Raw genomic sequence first — 24,292 nt, forward strand, 5'->3', positions numbered from 1 at the left:
TCTTGCTCCCAACGCATTGGAATTATCCATGCCGAAAATAATTAATTACCACCGCACAACGTAATGGTTCCGTTAACGCCGCGCGACATCAGTCGGCAAGCAACCTGTTTTGCTGCCGGGTTGCAGGTACGGCATGAGAATCGGTGCCATGCCTTTGAGCACCTGCACCGGCAACGCCGAGGTGAACTTGTAGGCTTCGGCTGTTTGCCCGGGCACGAATGCGGTCAAGGTGCCGAAGTGTGAATCGCCAATGTAGAAGACAAACGTCGCCGTCCGGTTGATGGATTTGGAGCTCAGAATCCTCCCGCCTGAACCAATCGCTTCAATGCGGTTGTCCCCTGTACCCGTTTTGCCGCCCATGGCCAACGGTTTGCCATCCGGGGTTACAAAACTGCCGGACACCCGTTTCGCCGTACCGGCATCCACCACTTGCGACAAGGCTTCGCGCATGGCCGTGGCGACTTCGGACGGCATGACTCGTTTGCCGACGTCCGGATCATTGATCAATTTGGTTTCATACGGTGTGTTGGCCGCGAAGTGCAGGCTGTCGATACGCAGGGTCGGCATGCGCACACCGTCGTTGAGGATGGTGCCGATCAGTTCCGCCAATGCAGCCGGACGGTCGCCGGAACTGCCGATGGCGGTGGCCAGTGAGGGCACCAGGTGATCGAACGGATAGCCGACTTTCTGCCAGCGCTGGTGAATGTCGAGGAATGCCTCGATCTCCAGCATGGTGCGGATGCGACTGTCGCGGGCACCCTTGTGTCTGCTTTTGAACAGCCAGCTGTAGACTTCCTGGCGTTCGAACTGGCTGGCTTTGACAATGTCGCCCCACTTGGCGTCGGGGTGATTGAGCAGGTAGCCCATCAGCCACAGGTCCAGCGGGTGAACCTTGGCGATGAAGCCCTGGTCCGGCAAGTCGTAGGAGCCGGGAGCGTAGGCCTCGTAGAGCCGCACGAGACGCTCGTCAGTGAGCTTTTCAGTGAGCTTGGCACCGGTGAGGTGCGAGCGCACGAAGGCGTTGAAGCTTGCCTGACTGGCCTGTGGCAGCAGGTAGCGGTGCACGGCGGCCAGGCGGATCGGGGTCGGGCGCATGCTGTCGAGGAAGGTCTCGAGCCGGTCCTGGGTGTCTTTGTTCTTGTACTTCTTCCAGAACTTGAGCAGGAAGGAAGTGCCCTCGCGGTCGGCGAATTCGGCCAGGTATTCCTGGCGCCGCGGGTCGCGGTCGTCCTTGAGCATTACGGCACTGCTGTTCGGGCCGGAGTAGGTGGTGTAGCGCACCAGGTCACGCATCAGGCGAATGAACGGCAGGTTGATCGACTCGCGCAGGGCATCGCGCAGGGTCGGTATGCGGTCGTTGTCTTCCTTGCGGAAGTTGTTGAACACGTGCAGGCCGCCACCGGTGAAGAACGCCTCGCCGGGGCTGGCGGAGTATTTGCGGTCCAGGGCTGCGCCGAGCATTTTTTTCAGGTCGCGGTCCTTGTTCTCGATCAGGTAATCGACCGCCCAGCGGCTCAGGCGGTCTTGCTCCGGCACGTCGACTTTCTTCAGTTCCGGGACGGCCATGCCGGCGTATTTGTCGTGCAGCTCGGAGATGATTTGCAGGTAGGTGGTCAGCACGCGCATTTTTGCGGTGGAGCCCAGCTCCAGTTTGCTGCCTTCGTTGATGTCGAATGGCTGGTCGGTGCTGTCGGTCTGCACCCGTACCCGCGAGCCGTCCGGGGTCAGTTCGAACAGGGTGAAGCTGTAACGAACCTGGGTGGTGCTGGTGGGGGTCAGAAGGCGTTCGCCGATCAGGCCGATTTGCGTGGCAAAAGCGGGGTCGGCCAGTTTTTTCAGGTACTCGGTGGCCTCGGCTTGCAACTCGCCTTGCAGGGTGCTGGTGGCGGACAGGTCGAGGCGGTCGAGGTCATACAGCGGGCGATTGAGCATGCCGGCCAGGCGGCTGCGCGCGACACTGATGCCCTTGTTGGCTTCGATCGGTTGAATGGTCGGCTGGGTGGCCCAGTCGCGGTAGGTCAATTTGCTGGCCAGGGCGGCGGCGGCGAACTGAGCGTCGATCACATTGTTTTGCGCCAGCAGGCGAATATGGCTGTCGGTGAGGTCGGCGAGTTCATCGTGACCCTTGGTCAGGTAATGCGACGGGCGGCGCTGGGCAATCATCAGCGACAGCATTTCACGCAGGGCCAGGCCTTTTTCCGCCATGGTTTTTGGGTCCGTTGCTGTGCTGGTCAGGACTTCGTTGGCCTTGTTGAAGTCGGAGCCATACCACACACGCAAGCCCTCAGCCATGCCATGCACTTCGCCGTGGCCCGGTACGGCCGACAGCGGTACGCTGTTGAGGTAGTCGCGAACCACGTTCTGCCTGGCTTCGAGGGTTTGTGGCCCGGCCTGATAGGCGCGTACGGTGGCGGAGATCATCTGGCGAATTTTTTCCGCGCCATTGACCGTCAAGCCATCGGGGGAGTGCCGGTACTTTTCCAGTTGCGTGGCCAGGGTACTGCCGCCGGCGGATTGGCCGGGTACGTGAAACAGCTTGGCCACCTGTGACCACGCCGCCATGCCGAACCGCGGCCAGTCCACCGCCGGGTTGGCCAGCGGTTGCCTGGGGTCCAGCAGAAAGCGGTTCTCGATGAACAGCAGGCTATTGACCACTACCGGCGGGATCGCGGCAAAGGTTGAATAAAGCTGTTGCGGATAGTTGTACTGGTACAGCGGCGCTGCGCGGCAATCGGTGATCGACAGCCCGGCCTGGATTTTCTCGGCATAAGGCACGAACAGGCCTTTGTCGCTGTACTTCAACAGCGCCGGAGAAAAGCGGGTTTGCGCCTCAACGACGAAATTGCGCTTGATCAGGCGCGGCAGGAATTCATCCAGCGAGCTGTAGCCCAGACGCCGATCGAACGGACCGTCGCCCGGATAGCGAATCGCATCGCTAGGGCCGGGCTTGAGCTCAAAGCTCAGGGACGCTGCGTATTTGCTGACTTCCCGGGCCTGGAATTTCGAGGTACGCATTTCCCTCGCAGCCGCCAGCCCCACGACAATCGCGATGATCAGCAGCAATAGCCAGAACGCTCCCCATCCGTGTTTGGAACGGCGGGGTTTTTCAGGTGGCGGCGCTTCATCCTCACGTTCAGTCGGAACCACGGTTTTACTCGAATCGGTTTGCCACAAAGCGCCCATAGTCGACTGATCCATTTACGCAGATTGATCGGACTTGACTCAAGCTTAGACGGTGGTTGGCGAGGGTGAAAAAAAATCTGAAGGGTAAAATGTCGGGCAATGGCCTAATGCCAGTCAGCTAAGGGGGCGACCAGCGCTGATTAGCCTGTGGCGAGGGAGCTTGCTCCCGCTGGGCTGCGTAACGGCCCCAATACCGGTAATTGCGCTTCGTCTGATAAATGGGATCAGCCGGATTGCGCCTGCTACGCAGGCGAGCGGGAGCAAGCACCCTCGCCACAAAAGCAGTCGGCTGGAATGCTTGTTTTAGACATGTCGAAGGGGGAAATACGGCTTTGGCAGGGGCATGACGATGCACCATTGTTGTGCAATACTCCGCGCCGTTTAAATGGCGAAAATTCCTACAATATCCAGGTGATGCCTCTCCAAAAGTCGCGTTATTGCCGGGGTTTATGGCTGAATTTAGTGGTTTATATAGTGAATGTCTCTGTCGTCAGCTTTTTATACTGCCCGACCCGCTGATCTTGCAGGTTTTGTCCTACAGGATGGTTCTGCTTACAAGGCAGGCCCGGTTACTCGAAGCAACTGGCTTATCGGTCGGGGGCTTCAACGCTCGGTGGTCATATCCAACAACAAGATGAGGTGCCCCTTATGCCCGTAGGCAATCACCAGCCTAACGGCGAGACCGCTCAGGGCGGTCCGCTTAAACGTGAACTCGGCGAGCGGCATATTCGCCTGATGGCACTCGGTGCCTGTATCGGCGTCGGTCTGTTCCTCGGTTCAGCCAAGGCCATCCAAATGGCCGGCCCCGCGATCATGCTGTCCTACATCATCGGCGGTCTGGCGATCCTGGTGATCATGCGTGCCCTCGGCGAAATGGCCGTGCACAACCCGGTCGCCGGCTCGTTCAGCCGTTACGCCCAGGACTACCTCGGCCCGCTGGCGGGCTTCCTGACCGGCTGGAACTACTGGTTCCTGTGGCTGGTGACCTGCGTCGCGGAAATCACTGCCGTGGCGGTGTACATGGGCATCTGGTTCCCCGACGTGCCGCGCTGGATCTGGGCGCTTGCGGCGTTGATCAGCATGGGCTCGATCAACCTGATCGCAGTCAAGGCCTTCGGTGAGTTCGAGTTCTGGTTTGCCCTGATCAAGATCGTCACTATCGTTGCGATGGTGTTCGGAGGCATCGGCATCATCGCCTTCGGTTTCGGCAACGATGGCGTGGCCCTGGGCATCTCCAATCTGTGGAGCCACGGCGGTTTCATGCCCAACGGTGTAACTGGCGTGCTGATGTCGCTGCAGATGGTGATGTTCGCCTACCTGGGTGTGGAGATGATCGGCCTGACCGCCGGTGAAGCGAAGAACCCGCAGAAAACCATCCCCAATGCGATCGGCTCGGTGTTCTGGCGGATTCTGCTGTTCTATGTCGGTGCGTTGTTCGTGATCCTGTCGATCTACCCGTGGAACGAAATCGGTACCCAGGGCAGTCCGTTCGTAATGACCTTCGAGCGTCTGGGCATCAAGACCGCAGCCGGCATCATCAATTTCGTGGTGATCACCGCGGCACTGTCGTCCTGCAACGGCGGCATCTTCAGCACCGGGCGCATGCTCTACAGCCTGGCGCAGAACGGCCAGGCCCCGGCGGGTTTCGCCAAGACCTCGAACAACGGCGTACCGCGGCGTGCGCTGCTGCTGTCGATCTTCGCCTTGCTGCTGGGCGTGCTGCTGAACTACCTGGTACCGGAGAAGGTCTTTGTCTGGGTGACGTCCATCGCCACCTTCGGCGCGATCTGGACCTGGGTGATGATCCTGTTGGCCCAGCTCAAATTCCGCAAAGGCCTGAGCGCCAACGAAGCGGCCGGCCTGAAATACCGTATGTGGCTGTACCCCGTCAGCTCTTATCTGGCGCTGGCGTTCCTGGTGCTGGTGGTCAGCCTGATGGCGTACTTCCCGGACACCCGCGTGGCGTTGTATGTGGGACCTGCGTTCCTGGTGCTGCTGACGGTGCTGTTCTATATGTTCAAGCTGCAACCGACGAATGTTTCGCAAGGTGCGGTGCGTTCGGCTTCGTAAGTCGTAACCGTTGTAGGAGCGAGTTCGCTCCGGGCGGCGTTCCGACGATGGTTTTTAACGAAGACGCGTGTTTACTGACAAAGCGCGGCGTTCTTGAGTCCATCGCGAGCAAGCTCGCTCCTACAATATTGCGGTCGATCCTTGGGCTGCCTGAGCAGTACGGTTCAAACGCTTATTGAACTCAAGCCAGGTCGCCAGCAACGCCATCAACCCGGCCCCCACCAGGGCCGTGAAGATCTGCATGGCAACAGCATCGTCGGTCAACGCATTGACCATGTCCGCCAAGGGCGCCAGCAACACGCCCAGGCAGAAAATCTCCAGGGAGAAACGGCCCATTCGGCAACTTTGTTGCGCGAGCCAGTTTTGCGTCCATCCGCTGTCGGGAATCAGCTTCGCCGTGACGTAGGCCAATGCGAGGAAATGCAGCAGGCGCACGGGGGACAGGTCGGTCTTGCTGATGGGATACAGCAGGTTCTTCAGGTTCGCCGGCACCACGGCATCGTGTAGATCTGGCCAGCGCCACAGGACGGTCATCACGCCCGCGGCCACTGCATACAGCGCCGCACTGACAAACAACGGCTGGCGTAGCAATGGGCGAGTGTCGGGCAGGCGCGGGCGCTGGCTGTGAATCGCAGCGGCACCGCCGAGTACGAACAGCAACTGCCAGGCAACCGGGTTGAAATACCACACGCCGTCCTTGATGGCCGCCAGGTTCCAGCCCGCCAGTGGCACCATCAGATACAGCGCCAATGACATCGCGACCACCACCCAGGCCTTGCGCACCAGTACGGGCAGCACCAGGGGCAAACCCGCCAACAGCACGATGTACAGGGGCAACGGGTCCATCAGGTTCGGCTTGAAGCGCAACAGCAGTTCATCGATCAGGGCCTGCTGCGGGTTGCTGATGAAGTGATGCATGCCCATTTCCTCCACCAGGTCCCGTGTTTCCACATGGCTGTTGGCGAAAAACACAATGCCCATCAGCATCGCCAGCAGGAAGATATGCACCACGTAGAGCACCCACACCCGACGCAGGATTTTCACGCAGGTGATCAGAACGCCTTCGCGCGCCAGGACTTTGCCGTATGCCAGCACGGCCGCGAAACCTGCAAGAAACACGAAAACCTCGGCGGCATCGCTGAAACCGAAGTTACGCAGGGTGATTTGCCCCAACGGGTTGTGGGGCACGTGATCCCAGAAGATGAAGATCAGTGCCAGACCACGAAAAAAGTCGATCCGGTGATCGCGCGCTAACGTCATGACAGCAGGCTCGTAACAGCAGGTAAAAATGGGATCGGCCGTGGGCGCAAAAGGCCCCGCGCCCAAGCGGCGGCGCGCAGGGTGGACTGATTCACGAGCAATTGCAAAACCGGGATATTACCGGATGTCTCGGGCATTGCCCCGAGGCTCAACCGCTGGTCTGAAAGGTCCGTTAACCTGCGCTTTCTGACAGTAGACAGGCTCCAATATTAATGAGCGCAACGCTCTTAAAACGGGAGCCTCACATGAGACTGTTGTGGAAGGGGCTGTCCAGTTACACGGTGATCGGGGTCGCCAACACCCTGATTCACTGGCAGGTATTTTTCCTGTTGAGCGTGGCAGCCGGCCTCAGTCAGGCGCTCAGCAACCTGGCAGCCTTCTGCGTGGCTGCCTCGTTTTCCTTCTACATGAACGCGCAATTTACCTTCGCCGCCAGTGCCACGGTCGCAGGTTATCTGCTATTTCTTTTCGGTATGGGGGCGTTGAGTCTGGGTGTCGGCCATCTGGGCGACGTCTGGCGATTGCACGGTTTGCTCACCGTGACCCTGTTTTCGGCGTTGAGCCTGGTGTTCGGCTTCCTGTATTCCAAATACGTGGTGTTTCGTGAGCGTGATCGATGAAAATCTCGCTCATTGTCCCGGTGTTCAATGAAGAGCAGGCGATCAACCTGTTTTATCAGGCGGTGAGACGCGAGTTGCACCTGCGCGATGCCGAGGTCGAAATCGTGTTCATCAACGATGGCAGCTGCGACCGCACGGCCGAACAGGCTACGGCACTGGCCCAGGCGGATGATCAGGTCATGCTGATCAATTTTTCGCGCAACTTCGGTAAGGAACCGGCACTGTTTGCCGGTCTGGAACATGCCGGCGGCGATGCCGTGATTCCCATGGATGTCGACCTGCAGGACCCGATCAGTGTCATCCCGTTGTTGGTCGAACAATGGCAAAAGGGCGCCGATGTGGTACTCGCCAAGCGCCGTAATCGCGACGTCGACGGCTACCTCAGGCGCCACAGCGCGTCGATTTTCTACCATGTGCTCAATCGCATCGCCTACACCCGAATCGAGGAAAATGTCGGGGACTTCCGGCTGATGGATCGCAAGGTGGTCGACGTGATCCGTTCCTTGCCCGAGCACCAGTTGTTCATGAAAGGCGTGTTGTCGTGGGCCGGGTTCAACACGGCGGTGGTGGAGTATGAGCGGGCCGGGCGGGTGGCGGGGAGCAGCAAGTTCAATGGCTGGAAGCTGTGGAACCTGGCGCTGGAAGGCGTGACCTCGTTCAGCACCGTGCCGCTGCGCTTGTGGACTTACGTCGGTGGCGGCATTTCCATTTTCGCGGTGCTTTACGCGGTGTACATGGTGCTGGACAAGATTCTCTTCGGCAACAGCGTCCCCGGTTATCCGTCGCTGATGACGGCGATCCTGTTTCTCGGCGGCGTGCAACTGATCGGCATCGGCATCCTCGGCGAATACATCGGTCGCATCTATATCGAGGCCAAGCACCGGCCGCGCTACGTGATCAAGGACATCGTCGGCGGTAAAGACAGGGGCGGGCGTTAGCATGGGGCGGTTCAACGACTTCCTCGTTCGCGAGCTCAGCCGGCATCAGGTCTGGCGGTTTTTTCTGTTCGCAACCTTCTTATATGTCCTGCCGTTGATCCTCGCGGACTTCCCCTACATCGATGACAACTGGCGCTCGCTGGCGGCGGGCATGGCCTGGGCTGAACAGGGGCGACTGTTCGCCCAGTTGTTCTACAACGCCCTGACTTTCAGCCATGCCGCGCCGAACATCTTTCCCTTGCCCTTGCTGATCGCCACGCTGGCCATGGCGTCGGCGCTGACCAGCCTGACGTTCCATTACTTCCGCCAACCCACCGTCGCTTGTTGCCTGGTGCTGTTGCCGCTCTGGTACAACCCGTTCTTCCTGCAGAACCTGTCTTATCAATACGACGGTCCCACCACGTCCCTGAGCCTGGTGGCGGTGATCTACGCGATCACCTTTCGTCACCCTTTGCGCAGCGTGCAATGGCTGGTGCCGTCGTTCCTGATAGCACTGGCGCTGGGGTTGTACCAGGTCAGCCTGAATGTGTTCCTGGGCCTGTGTTGCCTGGAGTTGCTCAGGGCCGCCAACGATAAAACCGCCCCGGTGCCATGGGGCGAACTGCTGGGCTGGAAAGCCGCCCAGCTCATCCTCGGCGGGTTGATCTACAGCGTCAGTGCTGGTCCGTTCATGGACTCCAATCGCACAGCGTTGCTCGATTGGACGGCGCATCCTCTATTGCAGATCCAGATCAACATTGCCCGGGTCCTGGAAAAAGTCGTGCTGCTGTTCAATGGTGGATGGCTCTGGGTATTCGGTGGGTTGTTGCTGTTGGCGATGGCAGGGGCGGTGCGGCTGGGACTGAACGTAGCGGCGCGTCAGGACGGCGGACCGAAGAAGCTGTTGATCGGCGTGATGTGTTTGCTGACATTGCCGGTGGTGACGCTGCTGGTGTCCGGTGTCGCGTTGTTTTTCCGCGACTTCAACGAGGGCGCCCGCACCTTGATGGGCTTCGCCGTGCTGCTGGTGTTGCTGTGCTATTTGAGCCATCTGGCGCTGGCATCGACCCATGAACGACTGCCACTGTTGTTGATCATTCCGCTGCTGGCGATGTTGTCGCTGTCGTTCGCCTATGGTCGGGTGCTTACCGTGCAGAAAACCTTTGCGTCCACGGCGCTGGCCAGCCTTGATTACGACATCGTCAGCCATCGGGCACTGCGCGAGGCCAAGCGGATCTATATGTCGGTGACTTATTCCGACTACTGGTTGACGGCGGCGGCAGGCTCATTCAAGCAGATGCCGGTGCTGCACTACCTGCTCAATACCGACTTTTACATGCTGGCCGAGAATCTGCCGAAAGCGGGTATCACCAACGTGGTGGCGGAGCGGGAGCGGCGCAACGCGACGCGGGTTGGCTATCAGGGCTATGTGCCGCTGGTGGATAGCCAGTTCTACCGGATTTACCTGATCGGTGATTACGGTTTTATCGTGATGAAGGAGCCGGCCCCGAGCAAAACGCTGCGTTGGTGACGTGCGATTTCGACCGGGGCGGCGAGGTCATGCAGCTTCTATTTCATGAGGCTCGAAACTGTCCGCCCGCGCCATCTGCCACATCCGCGAATAAAACTCGCCATTCACCTCACCGGTCAGCAACTCGCCTGGCTTGAGGAACACATGCAACTGCGAGAACAGCTTGATCTCGGTCGCCGACATGCGTCGCACCAGGTGCTTGGCGGACAACTGCGACGGGTGTTCGAGGCCGGCGGCGGCGAGCATTTCCGCCAGGGCCTTGAGGGTGTTGCGGTGGAAGTTGTAAACCCGCTGGGCCTTGTCCGGCACCACCAGCGCGCGCTGGCGCAAGGTGTCCTGGGTGGCGACGCCGGTCGGGCATTTATTGGTGTGGCAGCTCTGCGACTGGATGCAACCGATGGCGAACATGAAGCCGCGCGCCGAGTTGGCCCAGTCGGCACCGATAGCCAGCACACTGGCGATGTCGAAGGCGCTGACGATCTTGCCGCTGGCGCCGAGTTTGATCTTGTCCCGCAGGTTCAGGCCCACCAGGGTGTTGTGCACAAACAGCAGGCCTTCGCGCATCGGCACGCCGATGTGATCGGTGAACTCCACGGGCGCGGCGCCGGTGCCGCCTTCCTTGCCATCGACCACGATGAAGTCCGGGAGGATGCCAGTCTCCAGCATGGCTTTGGCGATGCCCATGAACTCCCATGGATGGCCGAGGCAGAACTTGAAGCCCACCGGTTTGCCGCCGGACAGTTCACGCAGTTGTGCGATGAAATGCATCATTTCGATGGGGGTGGAAAACGCGCTGTGGCGTGACGGTGACACGCAGTCTTCGCCCATCAGGATGCCGCGGGTTTCGGCGATTTCTCTGGTGACCTTGTGCTTGGGCAGGATGCCGCCATGGCCGGGCTTGGCGCCCTGGCTCATCTTGATTTCGATCATCCGCACCTGCGGCGTCCGGGCTTGCGCCGCGAAGCGTTCCGGGTCGAAACGGCCGTCGCTGGTGCGGCAGCCAAAGTAACCGCTGCCCAGTTCCCAGGTCAGGTCGCCACCGTTTTCCCGGTGATAGGGGCTGATGCTGCCTTCGCCGGTGTCATGGGCGAAGTTGCCGAGCCTGGCGCCCTGGTTCAACGCGCGGATGGCGTTGGCGCTGAGGGAGCCGAAACTCATGGCCGAGATATTGAACACCGACGCCGAATACGGCTGGGTGCACTGCGGGCCGCCGACGGTGACGCGGAAACTGCTCGGGTCGCTCAAGGGCGCGGGGCGCATGGAGTGGCCGATGAATTCGAAACCCGACTGGTACACGTCAATCAGCGTACCGAAGGGTTTGTCGGCGGTTTCGTTCTTGGCCCGGGAGTAGACCAGCGAGCGCTGGGCCCGGGAGAAGGGCAGGGCGTCGCTGTCGGATTCGAGCAGGTACTGGCGGATTTCCGGGCGGATGCCTTCGACCAGGTAGCGGATATTGCCGAGGATCGGGTAATTGCGGCGCACTGCGTGGGGACTTTGCAGCAGATCGAACAGGCCGATCAGGCTGAGGACGGCGGTGACGGCGGTAATCGGCCAGAGCCAGTCGTACTCAAGAAACGGCAGGCTGGCGAGGGTGAAGATCACGCAGACGGCAAAGAAGGCGTAGCGGCTCAGGAGTGACAGGCTCATACGGTTTCCTTGGGTTTGGACTCAATAAATTTGGCTAAACACAAAACACTGTGGGAGCGAGCCTGCTCGCGAAGGCGGCAGTTCAGTCGACATTAATGTTGAATGAAAAATCGCTTTCGCGAGCAGGCTCGCTCCCACATGAAAAGCAAAGCGTTCCACAGTTGGCATTCAGGCAGTTTGTGCCTGCAGAAAAATCGAAAACAGCTCGGACTGGGACTTGATCCCCAGCTTGCTGTACATGTGTTTCTTGTGGACCTTCACGGTTTCGACCGAGATTTCCAGCTTACGGGCGATTTCTTTACTGGAGCAACCGCTGAGCATCAAACGCCCGACATCCAGTTCCCGGGCCGTCAACTGCGCGCCTTTGAGTTGCTGCACCGAGGCCTCCAGCTGTACCCGCCAATCGGCTTGCGGTGGTGCGGGGGCCAGGGCCACGACTTCGTTGATTTCATAGGGTAGACGCTGGCGCAACAGGCCGAGCACCCACGGCTGGATCAACGACAACAAGGCGATCTGCTGGCCGCTGAAGCGCTGCGTGCTACCCAGCGACAGGCACAGCGTGCGCTCGCCCTCGAGCTGACAATTGAACTGGATTTCATCGGCCACCACATTCAGACGAAAGTAGCGCTGGTAATACTCGGTCAGCTCGAAGTGCTCCGGAGCCACTTCGGACAGGCGATACAGCCCGGTGCGCGATTGCTCGCGGCAGGCGATGTAGAACGGGTCGAGCAGGTACAGCCCGCGCAGGTAATCCTGGAACAACTGGTCGGGGCTGCCATCCTCGCCGGGGCACTCGGCGAACACCTGCGGGCGCTGGTCGGCGCTGAAAAGCAGGGCCACCCAGCTGTCGAAGGACACGTACTGGTCCAGCAACCGGACGAGCTGGGTCCAGAAATTGGGCTTGTCCAGAGCGTCGATCAGTTGCCCCACCGAGCGGTGCCAGGCGATGTCGTCCAACGAGAGTGCCATGCATCTACCCCTATCGTGTTACCCCAGCGGCGTAATTCCCCGCCCGGTTGCTTGCTGCGCATACTGGCGCACAGACACCGACCGGGCAATCTTTCTGCCGCCCGGCCCATGACAAGGAATACCCATGAAGGTCGAACTCGCCCAATTGGCAGGCCGTGACAACGACACGGCCTACAACCTCGAACGCACCCTGGCGGCGATGGCTGCGTGCGCTGCCGATACGCAACTGATCCTGTTCCCTGAAGGCCACTTGATGGGCTTCCCTTCGGCGCAGTCCGTAGACGAGGTGGCCGAGGCGCTGGACGGACCGTCCGTCAGTGCGGTGATCGCCGCCGCCCGCCAGCGCAATATCGCCGTGGCCATCGGCATGGCCGAGAACGACAACGGCCGTTTCTACAACACCACGCTGTTGATCACTCCCGAAGGCATCGCGCTGAAATACCGCAAGACGCACTTGTGGGCTTCGGATCGCGGGGTCTACGAGGCGGGCGATCGCTACGCCACCTGCCTGTTCAACGGCGTGCGCGTGGGCCTGCTGATTTGCTACGACATCGAATTCCCCGAAAGCGCCCGCGCCCTGGCGCAACTGGGGGCCGAACTGTTGATCGTCACCAACGGCAACATGGACCCGTACGGCCCGACCCACCGCACCGCGATCATGGCCCGCGCCCAGGAAAACCAGGCGTTTGCGCTGATGGTCAACCGGGTGCAAGAGGGGGACGGTGGTTTGTTGTTTGCCGGTGGCAGCGCATTGGTCGATCCGTTGGGCACATTGTTGTTCGAAGCCGGGCGCGAGGAAGGGCAGTTTGCGGTTGAACTGGATCTGAACCAGTTGACGGCGGCGCGCCAGGATTATCGGTATCTGGATGATCAGCGGCTGAAGTTGCCGGGGGAGAGGGTTGAGCATGCGTCCGGGTTACGGGAGCTGATGATTCCCAAGGGCTGAAGATCAAAAGATCGCAGCCTGCGGCAGCTCCTACATTGATCGCGGTCCCCTGTAGGAGCTGCCGCAGGCTGCGATCTTTTTACGATTTATCTGACTCAACGTCGAAGAACAACAACACAACACCCGTAATTTGCGCCGAACTCGGCTCTGCCATAAATCCAATAAAATTCGGAGTAGTCGCTCATGGCTCGTTTGCAACGCACCCTGTCACTGGGGTCGGTGGTGCTGTTTGGCATCGCCTACATGACGCCGATCATTGTACTCGGCACCTTTGGCATCCTCGCCCAATCCACCGCCGGCATGGTGCCGGCCGCGTACCTCGCGGCGCTGGTGGCGATGTTCTTCACCGCCATGAGCTACGGGCGCATGGCCTCGGCGTTCCCGGTGGCCGGCTCGGCCTACAGCTATGTGCGCAAGGCCATCAGCCCGAAACTCGGGTTCATTGCCGGTTGGGCGGTGCTGCTCGATTACCTGTTCCTGCCCATGGCGATCTGGCTGATCGGCGCGGCCTACCTCAACTCCGCATTCCCGGCCGTGCCGCAGTGGATCTGGGTGCTGGCGTTCATCGGCATCACCAGCGCGATCAATATCGTCGGCCTGAAACTGGCCAACGGCATCAACGCCTTGCTGATGCTGGTGCAGTTCCTGGTGCTGATCGCCTTCGTCGCGTTGTGCGTGCATTACGTCGGCGGTGATGCGAGCACGCCGTTGTGGTCGATCAAACCGTTTTTCAACGGCGACATGCAGATGCCGCTGATCATGAGCGGCGCGGCCATCGCCTGTTACTCGTTCCTCGGTTTCGACGCGGTCAGCACCCTGACCGAAGAAACCCGCGATCCACGCCGTACCATTCCCCGGGCGATCATGCTGATCACCCTGATCGGCGGGCTGACTTTCGTCGGCGTGTCGTACTTCGTGCAGATCGCCCATCCGTCGTTCCAGTTCGACAGCGTCGACTCGGCGGCCTACGAAATTGCCCGCAACATCGGTGGCGACCTGTTCGTCTCGATCTTCCTGATCGGCCTGATCGTCGGCCAGTTCGCCTCGGGGCTGTCGGCCCAGGCCAGCGGTTCACGGCTGCTGTATGCCATGGGGCGCGACGGCGTGTTGCCGAAAGCGTTTTTCGGCACCTTGCACGAACGCTTCGGCACGCCGATCAACAGCATCCTGCTGTGCGCGGTGGTGGCGTTGCTGGCACTGAAATTGGACGTCACCACCTCGACCTCGTTCATCAATTTCGGCGCGTTCCTGGCGTTCAGCCTGGTCAACCTGTCGGTGATCTTCCATTACTGGATCGGTGGCGAGAAAAAAGGCCCGCGCGAATTCGTGCTGTTCCTGCTGTTCCCGTTCATCGGCCTGGCGGCGGACTTGTGGCTGATGGTCAGCCTCGATCACCTGGCGGTTTACCTGGGCCTGAGCTGGCTGGCGATTGGCGTGGTGTACCTGGCGGTGTTGACCGGTGGTTTCCGTCGGCAGCCACCGGAGATGGATTTCCAGGAAGCGCTCTGAGGCGTCGTCAGGCGGCCGGCCGGGATTGGCGTAGCGGCAGTTGTACGCGAAATGTAGTACCGGCCCCCGCTTATGCGTTCTCCGTTACGGTGATCAGCGGTATCTGCAAGGTAAACAGCGCGCCCAGGCCCGGACCGTCGCTGTGGGCGGTGAGGTGGCCGTTCATCTCGATGGCCGCCAGCGCGCAGCTGTGCAGGCCGAAACCATGACCTTCCTTGCGGGTGGTGAAACCGTGGGCAAAAATCCGCGTCATGTTTTCCGCAGCGATACCTTCGCCGTCATCCTTGACGCTGATTTCCAGGAAAGTGTCGTCGATGATTCGCACACCGAGGGTCATTTCCCTGGGCCGGTTGTTGAGGTCGGACATTGCGTATTTGGCATTGCTGATCAGGTTGATCAGGATTAGCAGCAAGCGGTGTTTGTCAACCATCACCTGAGGCACCTCGCTGTATTCCCTGATCACTGTGACGTGGTGCCGGGTCAGCGCGCCGGCATTCATGTGCAGGGCGTCCTCGAGCAGTTCGCTGATGTACAGCGGTTCGGTGATGCTGTGGGCCCCGGTATAGGATTGTTGGGTGGCAACGATGTCCTTGATGTGGTCGACGCTCTTGCTCATCTGCCCCAGTTCGTCGGCCACTTCCTGCTGTTCGTGAGCGATGGCGTCGACCAGTTTATTGAGATAACCGGGCAGCAGCTTGCCCTTGTCGTCCTGAGTCAGGAAATGCCCAAGGTCTTGCGGGTGTTCGTTAATCAGTTGCATTGCCTTGCCCAGGCCCTGGGTCTTGCTGCTGCGAAGCTTTCGCGCAATCAGGTCGGAAGAAATATTCACGCTATTGAGCACGTTGCCGACGTTGTGCAGCACATTGGTCGCGATTTCGGCCATGCCGGCCTGGCGTGCGGCGTCGAGCAGTGCGCTCTGGGCATTCCTGAGCTCGCGGGTACGCTCCTCGACCCGTTGTTCGAGCACGTCATTGGCGGTCTGCAAGGCCGTATTGACCCGATTGATCTCGGCGAAGCTGCGGATCAGGCGGATGGTCAGCCAGATCAATACCAGCACCAGCAAGACGGAAAGCAGCAATAGGTAGAAATGGTACTTCTTGTCGGTCTTCTCGGCTTGTTGCTGATCACGGTCGAGCATGCTGGTGATGTTGTCCAGACGATCGGCCACAGGGACCGCTTCGATCTCTTCGAGCAAGCTGTTGACGATCGGCTGCTCACGCAAAATCAAGGTAACGTGGTTGCTCAGGATCCTGATCGGGGCATGAAACTTCATGGGCAGGCGTTGCATGTTCACCGCCAGTTTGCTCAGCCCCACCTGGATGTCGGCGGCTTTGTCGGCGGAGGTGACCTGGGCGAACTCCAGGGCACTGAGCAACAGGTCATAGGTGTCGGTGGCGATGCTCTGCACTTGCAGCTTGTCGAGGTCAGGCAGGTTGGACAGTTGCGCCTGGATGTCGTCCTCGGCGGTGGGCAGGAAGGCCAGGGAGTTGCGCAACAAGGCATTGTGCGACTTGAACCGCTCCACCAGACGGGTCTTTTCCTGCATCGCCTGCAGAAAACCTTCGTGGGCATCGTCCCATTGCCGTGAGTTGTTGCGGCCATGACCGGACTCCATGGTGTCGAAGCGTTCCCATAGCCGGTTCATCTCGTTCATGGGTGAAACCAGAGGGTCGTAGTTATGCGAAATCGCCACCCTGGATTTGAGGATCTCGGTTTCCCACCGCGAGTCCTGCTGTTTGATCTGGCGTACCAGATCCCGGGACTCGGTGTATGCCACGGTCCGTGCCGAGCTGGATTTGAGGTAGAGAAAGACCAGTGCGGAAGCCAGGGTCACGGCGATGATCCCGAGAAACAGCAGGCTGGCGCGACGAGAAATTTTTCTCATGGCTGCCCCTCCCTTTTTCCGCTCAGGGTCTTGAGGAACTTGATGATCAACGCTTTGTCTTCCACGCTCGGCATGCGCCCCAACTGATACTGGAACATGACGTCCACGGCTTTTTCGAGGGTGGGCGCCGAGCCGTCGTGAAAGTAGGGGGCGGTCAGCGCGACATTGCGCAGGCTCGGGACCTTGAACACCGAGCGGTCCGCTTCGTCACCAGTGATGTTGAACCGTCCCTGGTCGGTCACGGTCGGGTTGCCGCGATCGGCGATGTAATCACCGAACACCCCGAACTTCTGGAACATGTTGCCACCGATGTTCACGCCCTGATGACAGGCAATGCAGCCGTAGTCCTTGAAACGCTGATAGCCGTATTTCTCCTCGAGGGTCAGGATGTCCGTATTGCCCAGCAGGTATTGATCGAAACGGGATCCGGGCGTGAGCAAGGTGCGCTCGTAGGCGGCCAGGGCGCTCTGTATGTTGGCCTTGGTCACTGCATTCGGGTACGCCGCGCTGAAGCCTGCGCGGTAGTCTGCATCCTCATTGATCCGCTGGACGATGGTGTTCCAGTCGCTGCCCATTTCGTGGGGACTGGTAATGACGACGTTGCTCTGCGCCTCGAGTGTTTCGACGCGACCGTCCCAGAACTGGCGAAAGTTGAGGCTGGCGTTGAACACCGTCGGCGTGTTGATCGATACCGGTCGTCCATCGAAGCCGAGGGAAAACGCGCGGGTGTCGGCCCCGCTCTTGTCCAGTTGATGACAACTGGCGCAGGACAGGGTGTTGTTGACCGACAGGCGCGGATCACTGAAGAGCCTGCGACCGAGTTCGACCTGATTGGGGTTCTGTTTCGGTATCTCGGGCAACGGTTTGAGCGGTTCGTCCAGCGGCGCGGCACCGGCGACTGCACAGAACCCGTAAAGCAGGAGCGCAAACGCTCGATGCGCAAGGGGCACTGGCGATTGCCTGGCGAACTCGACGCCGGGCTGCAGTTTCCGGCTGTTCATGAGTCGTCTCGTTGTTCTGCCCACCCGAAGGCCAGCAGCTGCGCAAAAGCGTCTGCCGGCAAGGCCTTGCTAAAGTAGTGACCTTGGCCTTCCTCACATTGATGGGCCTTGAGAAACGCCAGTTGTTCCTCGGTCTCGATGCCTTCGGCGACGACATTCAGTTCCAGGCTCCGGCCCAGGCTGATGATCGCGCCGACCAGGGCGGCGTCGTTGCTGTCATTGCTCAGGCCACGAATGAACGACTGATCGATTTTCAGCACATCGATGGGGAACCGGCGCAGATAGCTCAAGCTGGAATAGCCGGTGCCGAAGTCATCGATGGCCAGCCACACTCCCAGCGTCTTGAGCCGGTGCAACGCGGTCATGGTCGCCTCGACGTTCTGCATCAGTACACCTTCGGTGATCTCCAGTTCCAGCAGGTAGGGGGGCATTCCCGTCTGTTGGAGTATCTGTTCGATGCCTTCGACGAAATCACGTTGACGAAAGTCGATGGCCGATGTGTTGACCGACATGCGGATCTCCGGCAATCCGGCTGCTTGCCAGCGTCGAGTCTGGCGACAGGCTTCGGCCAATACCCACTTGCTCAGTGGCACGATCAGGCCGCTGTCTTCGGCCACGGGGATGAATTCGGAAGGATAGATCCAGCCATTCCCGGGTTTTTGCCAGCGCACCAGCGCCTCGGCACCAACCACCCGTCCGCTGTGCAGTTCGATTTTCGGTTGGTAGTGCAGGACGAATTCGTGCTTTTGCAGGGCCTGACGAATGCCCGATTCGATGCTCTGCTGCTCCCGGGCACGCTGGTTCATGGCTTCGATGAAGAAACCGATGTCGTTCGGGCCGCTTTCCTTGATGTTACGCATGGCGGATTCGGCTTTTTTGATCAGGTCAATGGCCTCTAACCCGTCATCGGGATAAATGCTGATGCCCAGGCTGGCGGTGATGCTGATCTCCTTGCCGGCGATCGACTGTGGGCTGCGCACGGCACTCAGCAGTTTTTCGGCGATGCCACGGGTCTGCTGGGGGTGGTTGATGTCGCTGAGGATCACCACGAATTCGTCGGCGCCATAGCGAAAGACCGAGTCGGTCTCTCGCACGTACTTGAGCAGTTGTTGCCCGACCCGTTTGAGCATTTCGTCCCCGGCCGGGTGGCCCAGAGCGTTGTTGATGCGCTTGAACCGGTCCAGCCCGAGAAACATCACCACCAGATGCTTGTCATGGCGTCGGCAAGTGGCCAGCGACTGGCTCAGTCGATCACCCAGCAATGTGCTGTTGGGCAGCCCTGTGAGGGCGTCGTACTGTAGCAGGTGCGACACCTTGAGCAGTTCGTGGACCCGTGCCTCGATAGTCTGCTCAAGGCTCAACAACTTCAGCGCCGCGTCCTGTGCCAGCTGCCATTTCCAGGTCAGGGCATTGGCCATCTGGCGGATTTCCAGGGTGTCGAAAGGCTTTTTCAGAATCAGTAACTGGTCACCGAACTCCAGTCGTTCGGCCATGGCCTCCCAGCTGTAGTCGGTATAGGCGGTGCACAAGGCAATTTGCAGGTTCGGGTCGGCATTCCACAGGTGTTCAATGGTTTCCAGGCCGTCCCAGCCGGGCGGCATACGCATGTCGATAAATGCCAGGGCATAGGGGCGGCTATCGGCCAGTGCACGTTCGACCAGCTCCAGGGCTTCCTTGCCCTGGTAGGCAGAGTCGAGCTGGAAGGTGAGACGTGGTGATTGCCGAGTCCCGAACAGTGAGTGTTCGAGACTGTCCAGATCCACCTCGTCGCCGGTGCCCGGGGTGAGGATCTTGCGAAAATCGGCATGGATCGCCGGTGCATCGTCAATGATGAGAATACGTCGGTTGGTCTGGGGGAAAAGTGTTTTCATCCCTCATCCTCCCTGGAGGACGGGGGACCTATGCTCCCGTCCTTGAGCAGTCGGGTCGCTTGTTCAGGATTCACGGCCTCGCTGAAGTAGAGGCCTTGCGCGCTTGATAGCGGGGCGGCTGACTCTGGCGTGCGGGGCCGATCCGATGGCTGGACGCCTTCGGTAATGATGCCGATACCCAGGTCCCGGGCGAAGTTGACGATTGCCCGCAGGCCGTTGGCGCCAGCCGCATCCTGGGTCGCGCCGTCGATAAAGGATTGGTTGAGCTTCAGGTGATTGACCCGGTAGGTTTTCAGGTAATCGAATGATGAATATTCGGTGCCGAAATCATCGATGGCGATTTTTACCCCCAGCTCACGCAGGCGTGGCAGTACATCGTTTTGGGTCCACTTGGTTTGTGCCAGAGTCGCTTCGGTCACGTCAAAACGCAGGTCCCAGGGGGCGAGCTCCCATCGTGCAGTGGTGCGCAGCACGTCGTAAATGAGTTCCGGACCACTCTTTAGCTGCGCCAGGGACAGTTTGATCGCCATCACTGGGGGTGCCATTCCCTCGTTACGCCACAGGCTCATCTGCCGGCAGGCCTGATCCAGCACCCAGCGTCCGAGAGGGATGATGGCACCGGTCTTTTCCGCCGCGGGCACGAAAGCCGAGGCCGGCAGCTCGCCGCGCCGGGGATGGCACCAGCGCACTTGCGCTTCCATGCCCAGGATCCTGCCGCTGTGCATATCCACTTCCGGAACGTAATGCAGCGCCAGTTCATCGCTTTCGATGGCCGTCATCAAGTCCTTGGCGATGGCCATGCGTTCGGCCACCTCCTGAGTGATCTCCTGCGAGTGGAAGTGATATTGGTTGCGGCCCATTTCCTTGGAACGGTACAGCGCCATGTCCGCCTGGCTCAGCAGGCTGTCGGCGTCGAGGCAGGCGACGCTGTAGGTACTGATGCCGATGCTGACTGAAAGGTGCAGGGCATTGCCGGCGAGGTTGTACGGCGTCAGCAGCGCATCACGGATATTGGCCGCCATGGCGGCGGACTGGGTTGGATCGCTGACGTCCAGTTGCAGGATCGCGAACTCGTCTCCGCCCAGGCGTGCCACCACATCGTTTTCCCGCACGCCGTATTTGATGCGCCGGGCCACTTCCTGCAACAGCAGATCGCCCACCGGGTGGCCGAAGGTGTCGTTGATCCGTTTGAAGTGATCCAGGTCCAGATAAAAAACCGCGAATGCCTCTGCGCCTCGACGTGCGGCAGCAAAGGCCTGATGCAGGCGTTCGATCAGGGTGGCGCGGTTGGCCAGGCCGGTGAGCCCGTCCGTGCGGGCAAGCAAGGCCATTTTTTCTTCGGCCAACCGGCGTTCGGTAATGTCGAGAATGATCCCCTCGACTTCCAGCAGGCGACCGTCAAGGTCGCGTACGGGAATGTAGCGGTTCTCCACCCAGCGCCATGCACCCTGGCCGGTGCGCAGGCGAAATTCAATCGAGGCGCCCAACGCATGGCGGTCCAGCACCCGGGCCATGGCCGCATCGACACTGGCCTGATCTTCCGGGTGGATCAACTGCTGGGCCCAGTTGGCCGAGCTCACCAGATCGGCGGCGAGGTGACCGTAGCGGGTGATGTTATGGGAAATGTACATCAGCGGAAACGACGGCTCGCCACGTAACCGGTAAAGGATGGTCGGGCTGTTCTGCACGATGATATTGGCATCGGACAGTTCCCGGGTGCGTTCCTGGACCGCTTGTTCCAGCAGGTTCATCTTGAGCGCGGCGTCTTCGGTCATCTGCCATTTGACCGTGAGGGCGCTGGCCATCTGGCGTATTTCAATCGCGTCGAAGGGTTTCTTCAGAATCAGCAGGCGGTCGTTCAGCGCCAGTCGTTGGTCGATGTCCTCCCAGGAGTAGTCGGAGTAGGCGGTGCACAGCGCCACCTGCAGTTTGGGATCGACCTGCCACAACCGTTCGATGGTCTCCAGGCCATCCCAGCCTGGCGGCATTCGCATGTCGATGAAAGCCATGGCGTAGGGGCGATCGTTCGCGAGGGCGGCTTCGAGTTTGTCCAGGGCTTCGCGACCCTGGAACGCCGAGTCCAGCTCAAAGTGTTGAGTCGGCGTGGTGGACTGAGTGCCGAACAGGAGGTTTTCGGTTTGGCCCAGACTGTCATCCTCGACAGTGGTGGGGCTGAGTATTTTGGCGAAATCGGCATGAATCGACGCGGTGTCGTCGACGATGAGTATGCGGCGATTGATTTGCGGTAGCCGGAAAATCATTGATCGGCACCCACCGGGGTGCGCACGTTCAACTTCGGGAGCATCCTTTTCCCCTCCACAGACCTGCTTGCGGGCCGGTTGTATCATCCAGTGTGTGAGCATAGTTGTCAGTTCGTCACTTCGCCTGTCGGGTTCAAGGCGATGATTTGCGCCCGTGGCGGAAGATTCATCCAGCCTGTCATTCAGGCATGGGCAAGAAAGGACGTAGGCCCGCGCCCGCTATCGTGGCTATCCGAAGCAGAGCGAATCGCTACTGATGACCCTGGCCCTGATGAAGGCCCCGATGAAGGATGCGGCGCGGTTGATCCTGCACCACCAGGAACGCTGCGACGGCAGCGGTTTCCCCGACCGGCCCCGCAGCTGCTTCAGGCCAAGGCATGACGGCGGACGGTCGGACATGGGATCCTTGTGATTTCCATCAGGGTCCATGGCTGACACATGACATCTGCATCCGCTGTTTCACCGCGTATTATCCATATCGCCGCCGCCCTGCTGATCGGCCCTGATGGCCGCACACTGTTGGTACGCAAGCGCGGCACCACCGCGTTCATGCAGCCGGGTGGCAAGATCGAGCCCCATGAATTGCCGGTTCACGCCCTGGCTCGTGAGCTGGAAGAAGAGCTGGGTCTGGACATCGACCCGGCGCAGGCCGTTTACCTCGGTCACTTCTCGGCACCGGCCGCCAACGAGCCGGGTTTTGTCGTCCACGCCGAGCTATTTCAGCTGAATATTGATTCAAACGTAACCCCGGAGGCGGAGATCGAAGAAGTGATCTGGATCGACCCGGCCACCGATGGCGGTATCAGTCTGGCGCCATTGACACGGGACCTGATCCTGCCGTTTTATCGGGCATCGCTGACCGCGATCGCCTGATCATTACGCAAAGGACCTCGTCCATGATCCTGCCTTCAGGACCTGCTGATTTTTGCCGCTGCCGCGTTGCATCCTGGTTCGTCAACAACCCGACCTGGCTGGCGATGCAGCGCTATTTCATGGGCTTCGTGTTGTCCGGGCTGGCACTGCGGCTGATGCTTGAGCAAAAACGGATGGCTTGAACATGTGGATCGAACGACTGGATGCCAGCCACGCCCTGGACTATCGGGCATTGATGCTCGAAGCCTACGACCTGCATCCGCAGGCCTTCACTTCGAGCGTGCGCGAACGGGCGGCGATGCCGCTGGACTGGTGGGAGTTGCGCCTGACGGGCAAGCTGGACCTGGTGCTCGGGGCGTTCGAAGAAGGCAAATTGGCGGGCATCGTCGGCCTCGCTCTCGAGGCTCGGGAAAAGGCCCGGCACAAGGTGACGCTGTTTGGCATGTATGTTTCACCGACAGTCCGCCAGCGTGGGCTCGGCTATCAGCTGGTTCAGGCGGCCTTGGCCGAGGCGCAGAGCCATGCGGGTTTGCGCCTGATCCAGTTGACCGTCACAGCTGGCAACGATGCCGCGTTCAACCTCTACCAGCGCTGCGGTTTCATCCAGTTCGGCCTGGAACCGATGGCTGTGCGGGTAGGGGAGGATTATTTCGACAAGATCCACATGTGGCGCGAACTCTGAAGCCACCACAATTCCTTGTAGGAGCGAGCTTGCTCGCGATGGTGTGTCAGTTGATGCAGCAGTGCCTGACACTCCATCGCGAGCAAGCTCGCTCCTACAGGGGATGTGTTTCTACCGAACGGCACTCACACCGTCGAGCGTCGAAAACGACGTGTCCTTGGCCGTCAGCAGGAAGTCGCGCATGTACGGCGCATCCAGCATGTCGGTGCGGATCGCCGCATACAACGTTGCGAACAAACCCTTCTCCCCCAGCCGCTTGGCCTTCACATAACCCCGTGAGCTGTATTCATGCAGAGCCCAATGGGGCATGCCGCATACGCCACGACCGCTGGCCACCAGTTGCATCATCATCACCGTCAGTTCCGAGGTGCGGACCTGGGCCGGTTCGATGTCGGCGGGTTCGAGGAAGCGGGTGAAGATGTCCAGCCGGTCCCGTTCCACCGGGTAGGTGATCAAGGTTTCCGGGAGCAAGTCTTCCGGGACGATGTAGGCCTTGCTGGCCAGGCGGTGCTGGTTGGCCACCGCGAGCATCGCTTCATAAGTGAACAGCGGTACATAGGTGATCCCCGCCAGATCCACCGGGTCGGAGGTCACCACCAGGTCCAGATCGCCACGGGCCAGGGCCGGGAGCGGAGCGAAGGAGAAGCCAGAGGCCAGGTCCAGCTCGACTTCCGGCCAGGCGTCGCGGAACTGGTCGATGGTCGGCATCAGCCACTGGAAGCAACTGTGGCATTCGATGGCCATGTGCAAGCGACCGGCGGTGCCACCGGCCAGGCGACTGATGTCTCGTTCGGCGGCGCGCAGCAGCGGCAGGGTGGCGTCGGCCAATTGCAGCAGGCGCAGACCGGCGCTGGTGAAACGCACCGGTTTGGTCTTGCGCACGAACAGTGGCATGCCCATGCGCTCTTCCAGTTCTTTGAACTGGTGAGACAGGGCCGACTGGGTCAGGTGCAGGCGGTCGGCCGCATCCACCAGGCTGTCGGCTTCGCGCAAGGCGTGCAGGGTCTTGAGGTGACGGATTTCAAGCACCGGGGGGGCTCCATGAGGAAAACTTGTCGATAAATCGA

17 protein-coding genes and 2 pseudogenes are annotated in these 24,292 nt (G+C 60.2%); 10 read left to right on the plus strand and 9 right to left on the minus strand.

What is annotated here, in order from left to right; translation table 11 throughout:
- Positions 1 to 72 precede the first annotated feature (72 nt).
- Positions 73 to 3,183, minus strand: a complete 3,111-nt coding sequence (locus KGA83_RS25530; RefSeq protein WP_108216577.1) for a transglycosylase domain-containing protein — start codon at positions 3,181 to 3,183, stop codon at positions 73 to 75.
- 648 nt (positions 3,184 to 3,831) lie between these two features.
- Here KGA83_RS25530 and KGA83_RS25535 point away from each other — a divergent pair.
- Positions 3,832 to 5,253: an amino acid permease gene (locus KGA83_RS25535; RefSeq protein ID WP_223531173.1), complete on the plus strand. Its 1,422-nt coding sequence runs from the start codon at positions 3,832 to 3,834 to the stop codon at positions 5,251 to 5,253.
- Positions 5,254 to 5,373: 120 nt separating this feature from the next.
- On the opposite strand, the gene KGA83_RS25540 is transcribed toward KGA83_RS25535, so the two are convergent.
- Positions 5,374 to 6,513 carry an OpgC family protein gene (locus tag KGA83_RS25540; RefSeq protein ID WP_223531174.1) on the minus strand — a complete coding sequence of 380 codons (1,140 nt, stop codon included), beginning with the start codon at positions 6,511 to 6,513 and terminating at the stop codon, positions 5,374 to 5,376.
- A 245-nt stretch (positions 6,514 to 6,758) separates the two neighbouring features.
- Here KGA83_RS25540 and KGA83_RS25545 point away from each other — a divergent pair, with 245 nt between their 5' ends.
- The 3 genes from KGA83_RS25545 to KGA83_RS25555 are packed head-to-tail and all read left to right on the plus strand — an operon-like array spanning position 6,759 to position 9,581.
- Entirely contained in the window at positions 6,759 to 7,133 is a 375-nt protein-coding gene (locus tag KGA83_RS25545) for a GtrA family protein (protein ID WP_223531175.1), read from the plus strand.
- Positions 7,130 to 8,071, plus strand: a complete 942-nt coding sequence (locus tag KGA83_RS25550) for a glycosyltransferase family 2 protein (protein WP_108216580.1) — start codon at positions 7,130 to 7,132, stop codon at positions 8,069 to 8,071. Before KGA83_RS25545 ends, KGA83_RS25550 begins: the two co-directional genes overlap by 4 nt.
- Position 8,072: 1 nt before the next feature.
- Positions 8,073 to 9,581 carry a glucosyltransferase domain-containing protein gene (locus KGA83_RS25555; protein ID WP_223531176.1) on the plus strand — a complete coding sequence of 503 codons (1,509 nt, stop codon included), beginning with the start codon at positions 8,073 to 8,075 and terminating at the stop codon, positions 9,579 to 9,581.
- 27 nt (positions 9,582 to 9,608) lie between these two features.
- On the opposite strand, the gene KGA83_RS25560 is transcribed toward KGA83_RS25555, so the two are convergent.
- On the minus strand, positions 9,609 to 11,228 hold the full coding sequence (locus KGA83_RS25560; RefSeq protein ID WP_223531177.1) for an FMN-binding glutamate synthase family protein: 1,620 nt from the start codon (positions 11,226 to 11,228) through the stop codon (positions 9,609 to 9,611).
- 168 nt (positions 11,229 to 11,396) lie between these two features.
- The gene (locus KGA83_RS25565; RefSeq protein ID WP_115947785.1) at positions 11,397 to 12,197 is read right to left on the minus strand and encodes a helix-turn-helix transcriptional regulator; all 801 of its coding nucleotides are present in this window, start codon (positions 12,195 to 12,197) and stop codon (positions 11,397 to 11,399) included.
- 124 nt (positions 12,198 to 12,321) lie between these two features.
- On the opposite strand from KGA83_RS25565, the gene KGA83_RS25570 reads away from it, so the two are divergent.
- The gene (locus KGA83_RS25570; protein WP_115947784.1) at positions 12,322 to 13,143 is read left to right on the plus strand and encodes a carbon-nitrogen hydrolase family protein; all 822 of its coding nucleotides are present in this window, start codon (positions 12,322 to 12,324) and stop codon (positions 13,141 to 13,143) included.
- A gap of 183 nt (positions 13,144 to 13,326) precedes the next feature.
- Entirely contained in the window at positions 13,327 to 14,652 is a 1,326-nt protein-coding gene (locus KGA83_RS25575; RefSeq protein WP_115947783.1) for an APC family permease, read from the plus strand.
- A gap of 70 nt (positions 14,653 to 14,722) precedes the next feature.
- Here the strand turns inward: KGA83_RS25575 and KGA83_RS25580 are convergent, their stop codons facing one another.
- From KGA83_RS25580 to KGA83_RS25595, 4 genes are read right to left on the minus strand one after another with little or no spacing between them, the layout of a single operon-like run.
- The gene (locus tag KGA83_RS25580; RefSeq protein WP_115947782.1) at positions 14,723 to 16,537 is read right to left on the minus strand and encodes a DAHL domain-containing protein; all 1,815 of its coding nucleotides are present in this window, start codon (positions 16,535 to 16,537) and stop codon (positions 14,723 to 14,725) included.
- Entirely contained in the window at positions 16,534 to 17,538 is a 1,005-nt protein-coding gene (locus tag KGA83_RS25585) for a cytochrome-c peroxidase (RefSeq protein ID WP_223531178.1), read from the minus strand. Before KGA83_RS25585 ends, KGA83_RS25580 begins: the two co-directional genes overlap by 4 nt.
- Positions 17,535 to 19,409 (minus strand): putative bifunctional diguanylate cyclase/phosphodiesterase, encoded by a 1,875-nt coding sequence (locus tag KGA83_RS25590; protein WP_108216587.1) that lies wholly within the window; start codon positions 19,407 to 19,409, stop codon positions 17,535 to 17,537. The genes KGA83_RS25585 and KGA83_RS25590 overlap by 4 nt, the downstream gene beginning before the upstream one ends.
- On the minus strand, positions 19,406 to 21,670 hold the full coding sequence (locus tag KGA83_RS25595) for an EAL domain-containing protein (protein WP_108216588.1): 2,265 nt from the start codon (positions 21,668 to 21,670) through the stop codon (positions 19,406 to 19,408). Before KGA83_RS25595 ends, KGA83_RS25590 begins: the two co-directional genes overlap by 4 nt.
- Positions 21,671 to 21,881: 211 nt before the next feature.
- Here KGA83_RS25595 and KGA83_RS25600 point away from each other — a divergent pair.
- The 4 genes and pseudogenes from KGA83_RS25600 to KGA83_RS25615 form a co-directional block, all read left to right on the plus strand.
- A pseudogene (locus KGA83_RS25600) lies at positions 21,882 to 22,022 on the plus strand (HD domain-containing phosphohydrolase); the annotation flags it as partial.
- A gap of 86 nt (positions 22,023 to 22,108) precedes the next feature.
- Entirely contained in the window at positions 22,109 to 22,543 is a 435-nt protein-coding gene (locus tag KGA83_RS25605; protein ID WP_108216589.1) for an NUDIX hydrolase, read from the plus strand.
- Positions 22,544 to 22,608: 65 nt separating this feature from the next.
- A pseudogene (locus KGA83_RS25610) lies at positions 22,609 to 22,725 on the plus strand (LysE family translocator); the annotation flags it as partial.
- 2 nt (positions 22,726 to 22,727) lie between these two features.
- Positions 22,728 to 23,225 carry a GNAT family N-acetyltransferase gene (locus tag KGA83_RS25615; protein ID WP_115947780.1) on the plus strand — a complete coding sequence of 166 codons (498 nt, stop codon included), beginning with the start codon at positions 22,728 to 22,730 and terminating at the stop codon, positions 23,223 to 23,225.
- 111 nt (positions 23,226 to 23,336) lie between these two features.
- Here KGA83_RS25615 and metR read toward each other — a convergent pair whose 3' ends face one another.
- Positions 23,337 to 24,254, minus strand: coding sequence for a transcriptional regulator MetR (metR, locus tag KGA83_RS25620; RefSeq protein ID WP_108216591.1), 918 nt, complete (start codon positions 24,252 to 24,254; stop codon positions 23,337 to 23,339).
- Between the last annotated feature and the right edge of the window lie 38 nt (positions 24,255 to 24,292).

The sequence above is a fragment of the Pseudomonas sp. GL-R-19 genome, assembly GCF_019956375.1.
Classification (GTDB): Bacteria; Pseudomonadota; Gammaproteobacteria; order Pseudomonadales; family Pseudomonadaceae; genus Aquipseudomonas.